Consider the following 15,293-nt stretch of genomic DNA (forward strand, 5'->3'; position numbering starts at 1 on the left):
TATTAGTCGTCTGCCGTCGATGTCGATCGTTCGATGCCCTCGAGGCCCGGAATGCCCTCGACGCCCATCGATGCCAGTTCGCGTTTGAGTTCCTGTTCGTCCTCGACGTTCTGGGAGAGCTCCATCGCCTGTGCGAAGTTCTTCACCAGGCCACAGTTTGGCCCCTCAGGCGTCTCCGAGGGACAGATACGACCCCACTGGGTCGCGTGAAGGTCCCGTGCCTCGAAGTGGGGCTGACTGCGCGACAGCGGCGATCGGAGCCGCCGAAGGTGAGAGAGAACCCCCATGAAGTCGGTCCGGTCGACCAGCTGGCTCACGCCGGAGCGGCCACCGACCCAGTTGCCCGTCGCGATCGGGTGCTCCAGTCGTTCGGTGAGCACGTCCGAGCGCACAACCGTCGAGACAGAGAGGTTCCGGTTTCGCATGTTTGCGCGCTCGAGCTGGTACTTGACGTCCCGTGCCAGCTTGTTCAGCGCGGTCCGGAACAGGTCTTTCATCAGGTCGCCGCTGACCTTCAGGCGCTTGTTGGCGTAGTGGTCTTTGTCGTCGGCCTCGCGTCGGTTGAGTGCGAGTTCGAAACAGGCCTCGGCCATCCGACAGAGATAGTGTGCCTTGTTGATCCGGACGTCTTCTTCCTCGACACCGTCCTCGTGGAGGTGTGGGAGGAGATAGCGGTCGATGACGTAGTTCGCGCGCTTGAGCTGGTAGTTTTTCCCCTGGCCCGAGGCGACGCGTTTCCCGAGCGTCTCGATCGCTTCTTCCTCGGTTTGGACCTCCGCTTCCTCCAAGTTCTCGAGCATGTACTTGACGACCTCGGGGTCGTTCGAGACCTTGTGGACGATCTCCTCGTCGCTCTCGAGGCCAAGTGCACGCACGAGCGTCACGAAGTCGATCGAGCCCGACACCGAGGGGAACGAGACCTCGAGGAGGCCGTCACGTGTTCGTTCACACAGCACCAGTGCACGGTAGCCACGGCGCTGGCTGAACGTTTTGGCGACCTGAATCTCGTCGCCGTACTTGGTGTCGTACTCGGCGAGGATCTTGTTCGGTGCGAGGTCCTCGCTGGTCATCAGAACGCGCTCGGAGCCGTTGACGATGAAGTAGCCGCCAGGGTCGGCGGGGTCTTCACCGATTTCGATCAGTTCTTCATCGGAGAAGCCGGCGATGTTACATTTGTCGGAGCCGACCATAATCGGCATCCGGCCGATCTTCGTCTCGGTCGAGTCGACGACCCGCTGGTCGCCTTCCTCGCCTTTGACGATGGACATCTCCATGAAGACAGGTGCGGAGTAGGTGATGTTCCGAAGTCGAGCTTCCTGTGGGTAGAGAAGTTCCTCCGACCCGTCGGCCTCTCGCACACGCGGTGTGACGACACGAACGTCGCCAAGTTCGACGTGGACTGGTTCCTCGCCTTCTTTGTCACCGATGTCGGTGTCGATCGTTGCCTTCTCGTCGACGACTTCCTGCATCCCTCGGTTGAGGAAGGCGTTGAACGAGCGGTAGTGGTGTTCGGCGAGTCGTTCCTTCGAAAAGTATTCGCGCGAAATGTCACGTCGTTTCGTTCGGTCAAGTTCCATTGCCATTTATTCCACCACAAGTCGATAGATAATCGCCTGATCGGTCGTCCGCGAGTTCCGAACGATCTTGATGACGTCACCGACCTCCGCGTCGTCCGGGAGTGCGGCGTCGGTATATTTGATTTTGGGCAGGTCTGTACGGTCGATGTCGTACTCGGAGAGAACCTCCTCGAGGACCTCTTCCTCGAGGACGGTGTGTTCCGGCACGAGTTCGTGTTGGCTTACGTCTACCATGTGTTGGGATTGATGTGCGTGTGGGCTATCGGGAAAGAAGCGGCTGTCACGAGATACTACAGGCAGATACCGGCGGGACGCATTTAACGGTTACTAACTCGATCGGGAGCAACAGCTATCCGGCCGGGCAAACCTGACCGGAGGTGCCGATCACATTCGATAATAGCCCAGTATCAGTTAAATTCCTTGTGGAGCATGTTACTATATGACATAAGTGTATTTGAGGGGCATGCCGTGTCCCGATTCACCGTACCATGGTCCTCTCGATTGGAAAGCCTTAAGAAGTTCACCGGGAAAGAAAGAGTTGCAGGAAGCCCGGGTGGTGTAGTGGCCCATCATACAACCCTGTCACGGTTGTGACGCGGGTTCAAATCCCGCCTCGGGCGCTTTCTCAAAATCTAACTTCTCGAGCAGCTGGTCTGCTATACCGGAGTATCCACAACCGACGTTTAGGGATCTCGAGCCGGCCGAACGTATCGAACGAACCCTCACACAGATATATTAACTATAACTGACAATACCGATAACACAACCCTTAAGAAGTTCACCGGGAAAGAAGGAGTTGCAGGAAGCCCGGGTGGTGTAGTGGCCCATCATACAACCCTGTCACGGTTGTGACGCGGGTTCAAATCCCGCCTCGGGCGCTTTCTCAAAATCTAACTTCTCGAGAGTCAGTCTATTGTACTGGAATATCCTCACCGATGTCCAGTAATCTCGAGCCAGCCGAAAGTATTCAAGATGATGAACATACTGCCATGTTACTAAATCTGACAATACCGATAACACAACCCTTAAGAAGTTCACCGGGAAAAGAAGGGTTGCAGGAGGCCCGGGTGGTGTAGTGGCCCATCATACAACCCTGTCACGGTTGTGACGCGGGTTCAAATCCCGCCTCGGGCGCTTTCTCAAAATCTAACTTCTCGAGCAGTCGCGCTATTCGAAACGCCAAACGAGGTCGCGACATAGAACGCCTCTGAACGGGTTCAGTTCCCGCGTTAGGCAGTTTTTAATTTCTATAAGCGAACAACTGGTGCAGTTACTTCTCAAACACACAACACTGATTTCGTAGTCACCTACAGTGGGATGATCTCGGTTTTGTGTACACTGTGGTTTTTATCAGATGCCGATAGCAACCGCTGTATGCGCAATTCGAAGGCCATTGGAGACGAAACCGAGTCGAGAGCGCTTTCGGAACTGCTCACACACGGGTACAGTGTCTCGATCCCGTTCGGCGATAACGACAGATACGACCTCGTTGTCGACGATGGCGATGAACTCTATCGGATTCAGTGTAAGACCGGCTGGCCCAACAAAGACGAAACACTCCGTTTTAATACACACTCTCAGACGGGCAAAAATGGCACATACCACGAACGAACCTATCACGGAGATATCGATGCGTTTCTCGTCTACTACCCGGAGACGGAGACGTTCTACTGGATCGATATAGCTGATGCGACTGAGCAGAAGATGGAACTCCGTTTCGAATCCGAGATCGATCATCCCTCGATAAATTGGGCGAGGGAATACGAGTTCGATGGGACCATCCCCTGATTGGTCCGATCAAAATACTAATTGTTTAGCGTTCACTCTGTTTCAATAGAAAAACGGCTCTAATAATTGTTTTCTAACTGACTATTTATTCCATGACCCCACCGATAACCGTTCTCATCGTCGATAACGAACCGGGATTCGCCGACCTCGTCGGCGAGATGCTCGAGCGCGAGCATGAGACGATCGTCGCCGAACCGGCGATGGATGCCAGAGAAGCACTGGCCATCCTCGAGGAACGGTCGATCGACTGTATCGTCAGCGATTACGAGATGCCAGAGATGACGGGGCTCGAGTTGCTCGAGCGAGTTCGCGAGGACGACCCAGAACTGCCGTTTGTTCTCTTTACCGGGCGGGGCTCCGAAGCAGTCGCCAGCGAAGCGATCGCAGCAGGCGTGACCCAGTACCTGCAAAAAGAGTCCGGCGAACAGCAGTATGCCCTGCTTGCAAACCAGATTACGAACGCCGTCTCTCAGTATCGAACCGAAACCGAGCTTCGTGAGAGCGAGCGCCGGTACGAGCGGACGCTGACGACGTTACACGAGACGACACGGGAGTTGATGCGAGCGAACACGAAAACCGAGATCTATCGATCGGCAGTCGACACCGCAGGAGAGATCCTCGAGGTATCGATCGCCGCGGCGTACGCGTTCGAGCCGACAAACGGGGTGCTCGAGCACGCGGCATCGACACGAGACGTCGTCGAGTCGGAGCGACAAGCCGAGCACGGTGATGGATACATCTGGGACGTGTTTTCCGAGGGCGAAAGCGCCTACTACGAAGATGTGAGTCGGGACACAGCTGTCGACAAAACAGTGTGTCGAAGCGAGCTGATCGTCCCGCTGGGGACACACGGTGTGTTGGTTGCAGGCACTGAAGCCGTCGACGGCATCGACGAGACGATGACGGAGCTGCTTCACATCCTGGCGGCAAACACCGAAGCCGCACTCGATCGGGCAGAACGGGAGCAGCTACTGCGAGAAAACGACCGAACACTTACCCGGCAAAACGAGGAGCTCACACGGCTCAATCATACAAACGAGATCGTCCGGGAGATCAACCATGGTGTCGCACAGGCGTCAACACGGAGCGAGATCGAGACACGAGTGTGTGAGCGACTGGCCGACACCGAGCGCTACTGTTTCGCCTGGATCGCCTCGGCCGATACTGATCCACCCGAGCCGACATCGTGGGCCGGCGTCGACGGAGCGTTTATCGATCACGTCCGCGAGAACGGCGAACGAGCGCCTGAACTCCAACTTATCACGGACACGCTCGAAGCCGAACGGATCCAGATCGTCCAGAACGTGCTCGAGGCCGACGGCTGGGAGAAACGCCGAAAGGAGGCGTTGACCTACGGCTACCAGACGATACTCGCAGTCCCATTACTAGACGATGAGCGCCGGTATGGCGTCTTACTCGTCCATGTGGCAGGGGTCGACTCTATCGGTGATCGCGAACGGGACGTGCTCGGCGAACTCGGCGAGACGATCGGCCACGCGATTCGATCGGTCGAGCGCACGCGAGCGATGCTCACCGACAGCCGTCTCGAGGTCGAACTCGCTGTCCACGACTCGCGGCTATTGCTGAACCGGCTTGCCAAGCACGTCGACGGCCCGGTGACCGTCGAGGGCGTGATCGAGCGAGACGACGAGGTCGTCGTATTTGTCACTGTACCGGCAGACACAGCGTGTGTGACAGTAGACCAGTCGGCATCGATCGAGACGCCCACGATCGTCTCGGAGGGTGAAGACAAAACGTTGTTCGAGCTAACGATCACTTCGTCGCCGTTTGTAGAGCTCTTGCGGACGTACGACGTTCAGTTGCGGACGGCGACGGCCCAGAACGGGACGACGACGTTCGTCCTCGAGGTGCCACAGCAGGTCGAAGCCCGGTCACTGGTCGAGGCATTCAGCGAGCGATATCCGGAGACAGAGCTAGCAGCCCGACGCGAAACGACCAGAACCCGGTCGACTCGACCGCTCGATACGCATCTCGAAGAGCGACTCACCGAGCGACAGTTCGAGGCGCTGCAGATGGCCCACTACAGTGGCTTCTTCGAGTGGCCCCGTGAGAGCACTGGCGAAGAGCTTGCGGACGTCCTCGATGTGGCCGCACCGACCTACCACTATCATCTGCGAGCGGCCGAACGAAAGCTCGTAACGCTGGCGTTCGACCGGGACGCTGACTGAGTCACGCCAACACAGCGATGTGAGATGAAGAGACTCGACACGCAAACAGCGATGTGAGATGAAGAGACTCGACACGCAAACAGCGCACCGCGTCTTCCGATCAGCGTCCTGTTTACGCACCAGCCATCTAATTACCTAGAACCGTATCTCGAGACACACTAACCAGTTAGAGAGTATATTTAACCACGAGTAGCCCCTACTACCACTTGGCGATCTGCGATAGTCTGTCGCCACTCCCAATCCCCCACCCCACTTTTCGAAGACAACGATACGAAAGACGGCCAGTGTCGGCTATCCGGTGTCGATACAAGCGCCCACGGCACCGTTCACTGTGGATCGATCGATTCCTCCCACTCGATCCAGTCTAGTTCCCAGCCTCGTCTCGATTCGGCACGACGAAAGGCGTGTTCGCGGTCCTCACGGGCCATACGGTTTCGTTCAACGGCTCCTGACTGTTCGCCCTCTATCAACAGCGGGCCGAACGAGACAGCACCGAACTGGGTCCGGTCGCCAGTAGCCGAAATTGCCTCGAGTCGCTGGCGCTGGCTTCCACGGGGCAACACGAGTCGGCCGTCGGCCGTCAGTTGCTCACGTAATGCCCGCGGTGGCTCGACGGTCGCGGCCTCGAGCAGGATGCGATCGAACGGGGCGTACTCGGGGAGGCCGTTGGCTCCATCGCGGCAATCGACGAGCACGCCGTCGTAGCCCGCGCTGGTGAGGTTCGCTCTGGCGTGGTTGACGAGCGGCCGAGAGATGTCGACGGCGTGGACGTTTCGTTCGCCAACGAGTTCCGCGGTGACGGCGGCCGTGTAGCCGACACCGACGCCGACGATCAACACCGTGTTGTCGTCCTCGAGGGCGAGCGCCTGCAGCAAGCGCGCAACCGTACTCGGCGCGAGAACGCGAGTGCCGAGCACTTCGTGTTCACGATCTGCATACGCCGAGCGGTCATCGTCGAGAAACTGGTGACGAGGGACGTCACGCATCGCAATGGCGACAGCCTCGTCCTGAAGGACGTCCTTGGTGGGGGACTCGAGGCTGTCGACCATATCCGCTCGCAGTACCGCGGGGTCCATACGCGGAGCTATTGCGCCGGTTGTTATCAATGGCGCGCTTGCGCGACCTGCCATCCAGTACGTGGCACTCTCCTCGCATTCGGACGAAGCGAACGCCACCGTGGCCAGACCACTCCAGCTGTCCGTCGTCTTCGCCGGATTCGAGGGCGAGTGTGCTGGATAGCGTAGCAATGGTAGCCACTGAAAATCAGTGCACAGCCGTCGTGCGATCGGTGTGTGACCCGTTTCGGTTGTTCCTATCGGACAACGACCTCCATGCACAGAATCTGGGTGGCAGGTGCCGATTGCCGCTCGATCGCGACGGCGTGAGTGGCCTGTCTACTGCAGCCGTTACCAGGCCGACCAGGCGCTGCTTTGTTCGTCGTAGGCGTACACTCGTTTCGTGTCCTTGGCGAGGACCGTATCGCCGCCTTCCTCGTAGCGGTCCCGGTGATAGCCCGATGCGTCCTTGCGCACGACGAAAGCGTCGATCTTGAACTCATCGTCGCCGAACTCCTCGGTTGAACCGACCTCGAACTCGTAGTCGCCGGGAACGTGGACCGTGATGCTTCGGCTGTCGTTTCGTGAGCCGTCCTGTGGATGGACGGTAACGTTGACCGCGACGTTATCGACTTCGCGAGTCCAGACGGTCTCGATTTCGTCCGCGTCGGCCTCGTCGACGCGTTTCTGGCCGTCGAGTTCGAGGCTCGTGACACGAACCGTCGAGAGCACCTCATCGGTCTCGAGAATGAATTCGTCGCCGACTTCGATCGACTCGTCTTCGGGCGTCGTGACGTTCGCCGTAAACGATTCGCCCTCCTGAGAGACGACGACGTCGAGTGTGACCTCGCGCTCTTGTTCGGGCTGGATCTTGTGGACGTGGCCACACTCACTACAGCGGACGGTTACGGTGCCGCCGCCTTCCGTCGTCGTCAGGACCTCGTGGACCGTCTCGAGGTCCGGCGAACAGGACGGACATGGCGTTGGGACGCGGTCCGGAATATCGTTCATATCGCGCTGTAAACGCTACGTCCGTAAAAGACGATTGAACCTGCGTTCGGCGTCTTCGCGTCTCACGGCTCGCTCTGTGGAAGCTCAATGACGGCTCCGTCAGCAGACACTGTCGGGTCCCGTAGAATGCCGTCGAGGTGGATCGGTGCTTCGGTCTCGCCGCCGATTCCGGCGTTGTCACCGATCGCGATGTGGACGGTGCCGCCGGCTTTTTCATCCAAGAGAACGGAGCCGACGAGATCGGTGACGGCGACGTTTGTCCCAATACCCAGCTCTGCGAGGTTGTACGCGGCGTCACCGACGTCTTCTGCAGCAGCCTCGACCGTCGTGCGGATCTCGTCGTCCGAGATGTGGGTGACGAGGCCGTCTTCGACCTCGAACGTGAGCTGGTGGCCGTCGTCGAGCAACCCGTGGGGTCGCATCGTTCCATCGACGACGAACGTGCCGTCGGCGCTTTCGGGGCTGATGAACACCTCGCCGGCGGGAAGGTTCGACATCTGGCCGGGTTCGTGGACGATTCCAGTGTCCGAGAGCCACTCCCGATCACCGATTTCGAACGTGATGTCGGTTCCAGCGGGTGTCGTCACGCGAATCTCTTCGGCGCCGGCGACCTGCTCACGGACGTCCTCGCAGTGGGCCGCAATCGACTCGTAGTCGGCATCTAACCCCGTGGTAAAGACGTCTTCAGTGATCCCCGGGAGTGTCGCGACACGGGCCCCGGCGTCGTTGGCTTCGGTTCGAGCGCGTGTATGACTCAGACTCTTGGTCGTTGGTGCGAGGACGACATCACCATCGGCCATCGCCGCTGCGACGGGTGCGGGCGGCTCACTGCCGTGGGTTTCTCCTGGCGGATAGCGAACGATGACTGCGTCGTCGGTGCGCTCGCTGGCGACGGCATACAGCGCCTCGCCGATCGACTCGCGTTTGTCGTCGGTCACGATCACACAGGACTCATCGGCCTCGAGGGCCAGACACTGGTAAACGGCCGTCTCGGCAGCGGCACGGAGCTCAGACATATCTCATCTGTACTCGAGTGGCCCAAAAGCTGTTATCCTTGTGCTGTTCCGTGTCAGCTGTCGATCAGCTTTGAGAGTACGACGATAGCGTTTTTACTGACGAACCCAACTGTTCACCGAACTCATGGGCACGTCTACGGTCGAGCGCGTCTTTTTCGACGAATCGACGAACGAGGCCATCAGGGATGCGCTCCCGGAAGCCGGGATCACGTTCTTCGAATACGTCACGCATCTCGGTGACGGCGCGCTGTTGATCGTCTTCGCGACGCTGCTCTACTGGTTCGGTGCCGACTCTCGTCGTGAACAACGAGCGCTCGTGATCGCCATTGGACTCGGTGCGCTCGCGATCAGTGCCGGAATGAAAGGGATTTTTCTCCGGCCACGGCCCGAACTGGCAGCCGGCTACGGCGGCTACAGCTTTCCGAGCGCACACGCGATGGGTGCAGCCGCGTTCTACGGCGCGCTTGCGGTCGTCGCTGACACTGGGACACGGCTCCAGCGGTACGTCGTTGCTGGAACCGTTATCGGACTCGTCGCGTTCTCACGGGTCGTGATCGGCGTCCACTTTGTGGGCGACGTCGTCGTCGGCGTCGCGATCGGGCTGGCGTTCGTTGCCCTTGTCGCTCACGATCGGACTTCCGAGCCCGATTTTATCTTCGCCATCGCGGCTGTCATTGCGATTCTCTCGTTTATTCTGGGCTCACGGGAGTTTACAGCGATGACAATCGGTGCAACGATCGGGGCAACCATCGCTTGGCAGTACGTCAAGGCCCTGTCGCCACAGCCCCGTGGCGCTGCAATCCTTCTGCTTGGCTATCTCTGTCTCCCGATCGTTATCGGACTCCGGGCCGTTCCCGTGTTCTGGCCGGATCACGTACTGGTCTCTGTCCTCGAGGTGATCGGCTACGCAGTCGTGACTGCGGCTGCCCTCGTCGTTCCGGTCGTTGCCGAGCGGATGAACGACTGGCAACCGGTAGAGTGGCTCCAGGCGCGACTTCCATTTAGCGGCCGGACGATCGATCCCGATCAGGTGCCGGGGTCGGCAGGCGATTAACGTTCGGCTTTCTTCTCGAGTAGCTGTCACGACTGTGCCCGCGATCGAGCTCGATTGGCACTCGAATTGGGCATCCAAACCAACGCTCACTCCCTCGTCTCCGGCGAATCCGATATCTCGACGCCTGACGGCGACTCGAGACCTGCTGTGAGTGTTTCCGGCGTTCCGAACACGTAGAGCGTATCGCCAGCTTCGATCGGCTCGTTGTCCGCCGGCAGTGATAGTACGTCGCCGTCTCGTTCGATCACGAGGACCGTTCCGGGGATCCAGCCAACGAACTCGTTCTCGAGCGGGCTATCAGCCTCGATCCGAGTCGCCGTCACCGTCTCGTCTCCGTTCTGGATCGCCGAGATCAGTGCGTGAGCATCGCTTCCCGCCTCCGGCCGGGTCGTAAGCCGGTACTGCTCGCCGGGCTCGAACGCGTCCGCGTCGTCAGCGTCGACCGCGATCGTCGTCACCGAGCCGACACACGCGCGTAACATCCCTGTTGCCACGAGCCGACTCGACGCATCGCTGTCGGTCCAGATTTCGACCGGATCCCCGGTACTCGCCCGCGGTGAGGGATCGCCTGAGATCGCAACGGCGACCTGAGCAGGACCCAGCGTGGGACTGATGCCAGTCCGTCGACCGCCGACCGAGAGCGCGCCAACGTTCCCGTCGTCGGCAACCACTGCATCGACGTATCCGACATCGAAGTCGGTCTCGAGTCGCCTCTCCACTCTCGACTCGAGTTCTGGAACCGACAACTGACTCGGAAGCCGGAACAGACGGCCTTCGAGGTCGCGTTTGACAGCCTCGTCGACCGCTGGATACCCTTCTGCGTCGTCGATCGACTCTGGCAACGTCACGACGGCAGAGAGCCCTGCCGCTCGGATGAGATCCGCAACTGGGCCGCTGGCGTCGACCCTTGTGATCCCATAGGTCCCACACGCGAGGTGGTCACCGAGTCGGTGGCCACCGGCAGCGACGATGGTGCCGGCGAATAGGACGCCAAGGAGATACGATCCGGTTGTGTAGTGGATCAGCGGCGAGTCGGCGAGGACGGTCCCGTGGCGCACTGCTTCGCTCGTGAGCCAGCCCGTCGGCAGTGCAAGGCCGAGGAGAACCGCTGGCCCAGTTGGCAGCTGGCGAACAGTCAGCGCCCGGTATCCGAAAGCAAGTACGAGGGCACCGATGCCTGCCAGCAACCCGTAGCTGAGCAGTCCCAGCAACGCCGTCCGTGTCCATTCGATCCTCGTCGAACCACCGAGTTCCACACCGGTTTGCAGTACTGTCTCCGTTCCGACCGCTGCGATCGTGAGCGGCATCTCAGTGACTCACCTCGAGAGCCGCTGGCTCTCGTTTGTCCCGTCTGGTTCCGAACACCGTCGTATCCGTGCCGAGGACGAACGCTTCTGTCCCGACCGTGAGCGCAGCTGGCTCGGGATCGAACTGCCACTCCTGTTTGTCGATCGGGTCACCGTCGCTCGCCTCGGAGCCTCGGACCGCAAACACCTCGAGATCGGTGTCTTCGGCGGTCACAGCATCGAGCGCTGCCTCGGTCAGCGTTTCTTTTCGGATCGTCGTCTCGTTCCGCTCGAGCAGTGATACTGCCTCGAACTCGTGTGTCGTCTCCCGTGGCGTGACGGCGACTCGAACACGCTCGGCGTCCAGCAGCGTCTCGGCGTCGGTCGTCGAGACGGCGACGGTTACACGGCCTGGGCCCCCGGTCGTCACGGAATCGGCTGAAACGCCATTGGTCGAGTGGGTGACCTCGCTAGCTGTGGACCGGTTGCAATCTCGAGGCTCGCTGACAGCCGCCGATGGGTGCACGCCGCCATCTGTGGGATCCGTGTCGACTGTGGCGCTGAGCACCGTCCCGGAGACCGTCCCCGTGTCGGTGATCGTGCGGACGCTGTCGCCCGGTGTCAGTCCCGTCGGAAGCAGTGCCCGAACCGAGACGGCGCGCCACCCCTCGGGAACCGCCTTCGCGATACCGTTGACCGGCGGTGTCGCGGTGATCGTCGCTCGACCACGGCCGTCGACGGCAACGGCGACCGCCTCGAGGTCGTATCTCGTCCGGAGTCGATCTTCGAGGCGTCTCTCGAGTTCCGAGCGCGGAAGATCTGCTGGGAGCCGCCAGGCACCGTCCTCGAGTGCAGCCCGGAGCGCCGGACCGAGTGGTGGATAGGCCTCGAACTCGCGAACGCCACCGCTCGAGCGGATCGTCACCTGTCCCATCGCGTCGACGGCATCGATCGCGTCCGCTGCGAGCGGCTGTGTTCGCTCGACCGAGCCGGTGATGAGACGCGGCGAGTCGACGGCAAGCTGGTGTCCCCAACGCGTTGTATAGAGCCCGAGAACGACCGCGAGCCCGACGCCGAGAGACAGCCCCGGCTGGATGGTGCTAGTGCCGAGGACGCCAGCTGCGGACAAGAGACTAGCAGTGACCACCGCCGTGGCTGTCCCGCCAGCGATCGGCGGCATCGTTCTGCCGGCGAAAACGGTCCCCACAAAACTGGTGACACCGATGACTGCCGAGACAGCGGTTCCGAACAGCAACCCGGTCGACACACCAGTGAGAACGTCGATTGGGGTGACGAACAGTAGGCTCATTGGGCTCAGACGGGCTAACTGGTTTCAGCAACCCGAATCTCGGGGTTTGGCTGTTCATCGATGTAGTTGCTGTCCGACGGCGGGATTACGTCTATCTCCAGCGTTCCGATATCCTGGTCAGCACGAAGGCCTTGATTGTTATCGAAGACCAGCTCTGCCTCGTTACTGTCTCCGTCCGTATCCGCTTCGACGACCCCCTCGAGCTGTGCAGATCCAGCCGTTGCGATCACAGTTGCGTCCTGTACTTCGTTGCCGTTTTCGTCGATGACGGAAACCGTGACCCGTTCGGTCCCAGACGGATCGATGATTTGGCCGTTGTCGTGGATCTCTACAGTGACCTCTGTATCTCCAACATCGCCGATTCCACCGAGCATGTTCAACATGAGCGCAAGCGCCGCGACACCAACGACTAACGCGATCACGAGCCGGATCGGTAAGCCTTCGATCGCACGATCGTCTCGAGCGAACGACGATCGTGATCGAGTGTTCACCCGCTCCGATCTGTCGGAACGGTCCGAAAGCAAGGTCTTCGAGAGCATACCCCTGCTTGGATTCGTCTTCTGACTTAAACGTTCGACCGAGGATTCAAAACTGAAGGGCAGACGAACCACGGTCGTGAGTTTCGTAATCGGACGCGGTGACGATCTCGAGGCTGGCCCCGTGGGCGCTCTGGGCACGTACCGGGCTCGAGATGGGAGCGAAGGCGCAGCCCTCCATCTCGACTTCGATGGGCCACACGCGATGTTGATCGTCGGAAAGCGTGGCTATGGGAAGTCGTATACGATGGGCGTCCTTGCAGAGGGGCTCGCTCGAGCCCACGGCGTGGCCCCGGTGATCGTCGATCCGATGGGTGTCTTCGACACCCTTGCGGAGTCGACTGCCGGTGACGGCGTCCCTGCGAGAGTGATCGACGAGCCGACGGTAACGCCGAATTCGCTCGACCCCCGCTCGTGGTGTACACTGCTCGGACTCTCGCCGGAAAGCGGTGCAGGAAGCCTCGTCTGGCAGGCCGCACAGGCAGCGCCGACACTCGAGACGATGCAGACACACGTCGGGTCCGCCGATGCTCCGGCTGCGGACACGCGAGCGGCGCTCAATCATCTTCAACTCGCCACCGCGTGGGGCGTCTTCGACGCCGACGGCATCGACGCCGCCGACCTCGGTGGGGCCGAGGTGACGATTCTCGACGTGTCTGGACTCGAGTCGGCACCGATGAACGCCGTCTGTCGAGGGGTCGCAGAAGCGTTGTATCGGGCACGCGTCACCGAGACGATCGACCGACTCCCATGGCTGTTGCTCGACGAGGCCCACACGTTCTTCGACGGGATCGCCGAACCGGCGCTCCGGACGATCCTGACGCGTGGCCGCGCACCTGGTGTCAGTCTCGTTTCGGCGACACAACGTCCGAGCGCCGTTCCGCCGGTCGGCATCTCCCAGTCGGACGTCCTGATTTCGCATCGGCTAACGTCACAGGCCGACCTTGACGCGCTGCAGGCGGCCCAGCCGACGTATATGAACGTCTCGCTGTCGGATGCTGACCGCCTTCCAGAGGCGCCCGGTGAGGTCGTCGTCGTCGACGACGCCACGGAAACGGTTCATACCGCACAGATCAGATCGCGTGACACGCCACACGGCGGTGACAGTCCACGGGCAAGTGAGGTCTCCAGCGGAGAATAATCTCGCTCGACGCCGTCGATCCCCGCAATCGAAAGCGCTCGATCGAGGCTGATGTTTAAATACGATGCGTCGGCCAACTGCGATATGACCGATCTCGAGCGACTCGACCAGCGACTCACTGCTGTCGAGCGTGTGGTCGTCGACGGCGATGTCGAACTCGATGGACTCGCTGATCTCGCCACGCTCACGGCAGACATCGACCGACTCCAGACCAGAGTCAAGGACTACGAGCAGCGACTCGCGGCGCTAGAGGCGACAGTCGATGCGGTCAGCGGCTTCATTGGAAACGTCGAGTCGGTCGACGAAGACGTCGAACGGCAGGCGGCTGCGGCCGTTGCTGCTGTCGACCGTCTCGAGTACCGGATCGACGAACTCGAGCGGGCGCTCCCAACCCACCGGAGCCGCAACGACGATGTTGCCACCGGCGAGACGGCAAGAACGGAGTCTCCTCTCTCGAGCGGCGCCAGTATCGACGACCAGATCGACGAACCGCCCGCCACAGCAGCGACCAGCGAGAGCAACACTGATTCGACAGCTTTCACGGGGGAGACCGGAGCCAGTGACACCCAGTTTGGAGAGCCCGCTGACGTGGAGTCGACCGCCGAAACACTGCTCGAGCCGCCAGATGAGCGCACAGCAGACGGAGACGCTGGCGGTCAGTCAGCCGGCGGGCTGGCCGTCCAGCAGACGGTCGACCGTCGGTCATCCAGTTCGGGTGACGAGGCAGGCAACACACCCAGTTCGGGCGATACACCTGGCTCGAGCGATGACGACGCCTCACGTGGGACTGTGACCGATGGCGACGACACGAACACACTGATCGCCTCGCTTCGCGCCAAGCTCCTGTGATCCGATACGTCCTCGCAGTGGTGTTGCTGATCGCACTCATCGCGCTCTCGATGCCAGCTATTGACAGTGGTGCAACGATGAACACTGAGCGACAGGTCGATGCGAGCCTCGCTGCGATCGATGAGAAAGCGACCTCGCTGATCGAAACCGAGGAAGTAACACCCGATGGGCACCCGAACCCCCAGCGCGTCGTCGAACTCTCGCTGCCGCGGAGTACGCTGACGACCGCAGGGGTCGACCACGTCGAACTGGTTCCCCACGAGAGTGGACAGTACACCCACGCCCGGTACGTCCTCGAGGACGGGACGACTCGAGAAACCATCATCAGCGAGCAGATCGTCTGGGACGATCCGTCGGAGACCGACACGACCGAACTGGGCGGTGCCGGTGAGCAGCGCCTCGCACTCGTTCTTTTGCCAGACGAAACTGGAGAACCAAGACTCGTCGCTCGCCATGTCTGAGTTTAAACCGGAACACGCAGC

Annotated in this window: 14 protein-coding genes and 3 tRNA genes; 9 read left to right on the top strand and 8 right to left on the bottom strand. The window is 60.6% G+C overall.

Annotated features, from left to right (window positions below):
- Window positions 1-2 precede the first annotated feature (2 nt).
- The gene (locus tag DV706_RS07765; RefSeq protein WP_006065184.1) at window positions 3-1,583 is read right to left on the bottom strand and encodes a DNA-directed RNA polymerase subunit B''; all 1,581 of its coding nucleotides are present in this window, start codon (window positions 1,581-1,583) and stop codon (window positions 3-5) included.
- Complete coding sequence (locus tag DV706_RS07770; protein WP_006065183.1) at window positions 1,584-1,811, bottom strand: DNA-directed RNA polymerase subunit H; 228 nt, start codon at window positions 1,809-1,811, stop codon at window positions 1,584-1,586.
- 313 nt (window positions 1,812-2,124) lie between these two features.
- Between DV706_RS07770 and DV706_RS07775 the strand changes: the two genes are divergently transcribed.
- The 5 genes from DV706_RS07775 to DV706_RS07795 all read left to right on the top strand — a co-directional run bounded on the left by DV706_RS07775 (window position 2,125) and on the right by DV706_RS07795 (window position 5,554).
- A tRNA-Asp gene (locus tag DV706_RS07775) sits at window positions 2,125-2,197 on the top strand.
- Between the two features lie 185 nt (window positions 2,198-2,382).
- Window positions 2,383-2,455: transfer RNA gene (locus DV706_RS07780), tRNA-Asp, on the top strand.
- Between the two features lie 183 nt (window positions 2,456-2,638).
- Window positions 2,639-2,711: transfer RNA gene (locus DV706_RS07785), tRNA-Asp, on the top strand.
- Window positions 2,712-2,951: 240 nt separating this feature from the next.
- Window positions 2,952-3,365: a group I intron-associated PD-(D/E)XK endonuclease gene (locus DV706_RS07790; protein ID WP_006065182.1), complete on the top strand. Its 414-nt coding sequence runs from the start codon at window positions 2,952-2,954 to the stop codon at window positions 3,363-3,365.
- Window positions 3,366-3,457: 92 nt separating this feature from the next.
- Window positions 3,458-5,554 (top strand): bacterio-opsin activator domain-containing protein, encoded by a 2,097-nt coding sequence (locus DV706_RS07795; protein ID WP_006065181.1) that lies wholly within the window; start codon window positions 3,458-3,460, stop codon window positions 5,552-5,554.
- Between the two features lie 326 nt (window positions 5,555-5,880).
- Here the strand turns inward: DV706_RS07795 and DV706_RS07800 are convergent, their stop codons facing one another.
- The 3 genes from DV706_RS07800 to DV706_RS07810 form a co-directional block, all read right to left on the bottom strand.
- A complete protein-coding gene (locus DV706_RS07800; protein ID WP_006065180.1) occupies window positions 5,881-6,630 on the bottom strand; it encodes a protein-L-isoaspartate O-methyltransferase family protein in 750 nt (249 codons plus the stop codon).
- A gap of 330 nt (window positions 6,631-6,960) precedes the next feature.
- On the bottom strand, window positions 6,961-7,620 hold the full coding sequence (locus DV706_RS07805) for an HVO_0476 family zinc finger protein (RefSeq protein WP_006065179.1): 660 nt from the start codon (window positions 7,618-7,620) through the stop codon (window positions 6,961-6,963).
- A gap of 62 nt (window positions 7,621-7,682) precedes the next feature.
- Entirely contained in the window at window positions 7,683-8,636 is a 954-nt protein-coding gene (locus tag DV706_RS07810; protein ID WP_006065178.1) for an aminopeptidase, read from the bottom strand.
- A 124-nt stretch (window positions 8,637-8,760) separates the two neighbouring features.
- Here DV706_RS07810 and DV706_RS07815 point away from each other — a divergent pair, with 124 nt between their 5' ends.
- Window positions 8,761-9,690 carry a phosphatase PAP2 family protein gene (locus DV706_RS07815; protein ID WP_006065177.1) on the top strand — a complete coding sequence of 310 codons (930 nt, stop codon included), beginning with the start codon at window positions 8,761-8,763 and terminating at the stop codon, window positions 9,688-9,690.
- A gap of 86 nt (window positions 9,691-9,776) precedes the next feature.
- Here the strand turns inward: DV706_RS07815 and DV706_RS07820 are convergent, their stop codons facing one another.
- The 3 genes from DV706_RS07820 to DV706_RS07830 are packed head-to-tail and all read right to left on the bottom strand — an operon-like array spanning window position 9,777 to window position 12,824.
- Complete coding sequence (locus DV706_RS07820) at window positions 9,777-10,997, bottom strand: TrkA C-terminal domain-containing protein (RefSeq protein ID WP_006065176.1); 1,221 nt, start codon at window positions 10,995-10,997, stop codon at window positions 9,777-9,779.
- Window position 10,998: 1 nt separating this feature from the next.
- Window positions 10,999-12,285 carry a hypothetical protein gene (locus tag DV706_RS07825; RefSeq protein WP_006065175.1) on the bottom strand — a complete coding sequence of 429 codons (1,287 nt, stop codon included), beginning with the start codon at window positions 12,283-12,285 and terminating at the stop codon, window positions 10,999-11,001.
- A gap of 14 nt (window positions 12,286-12,299) precedes the next feature.
- Complete coding sequence (locus tag DV706_RS07830; RefSeq protein WP_006065174.1) at window positions 12,300-12,824, bottom strand: DUF7382 domain-containing protein; 525 nt, start codon at window positions 12,822-12,824, stop codon at window positions 12,300-12,302.
- Between the two features lie 76 nt (window positions 12,825-12,900).
- Here DV706_RS07830 and DV706_RS07835 point away from each other — a divergent pair, with 76 nt between their 5' ends.
- From DV706_RS07835 to DV706_RS07845, 3 genes are all read left to right on the top strand, one after another.
- A complete protein-coding gene (locus DV706_RS07835) occupies window positions 12,901-13,962 on the top strand; it encodes an ATP-binding protein (protein ID WP_006065173.1) in 1,062 nt (353 codons plus the stop codon).
- A gap of 84 nt (window positions 13,963-14,046) precedes the next feature.
- On the top strand, window positions 14,047-14,811 hold the full coding sequence (locus tag DV706_RS07840; RefSeq protein WP_240756737.1) for a DUF7310 family coiled-coil domain-containing protein: 765 nt from the start codon (window positions 14,047-14,049) through the stop codon (window positions 14,809-14,811).
- Window positions 14,808-15,272 carry a DUF7311 family protein gene (locus tag DV706_RS07845; protein WP_006065171.1) on the top strand — a complete coding sequence of 155 codons (465 nt, stop codon included), beginning with the start codon at window positions 14,808-14,810 and terminating at the stop codon, window positions 15,270-15,272. The genes DV706_RS07840 and DV706_RS07845 overlap by 4 nt, the downstream gene beginning before the upstream one ends.
- Window positions 15,273-15,293: the final 21 nt, after the last annotated feature.

This window comes from Natronorubrum bangense (assembly GCF_004799645.1).
GTDB lineage: Archaea > Halobacteriota > Halobacteria > Halobacteriales > Natrialbaceae > Natronorubrum > Natronorubrum bangense.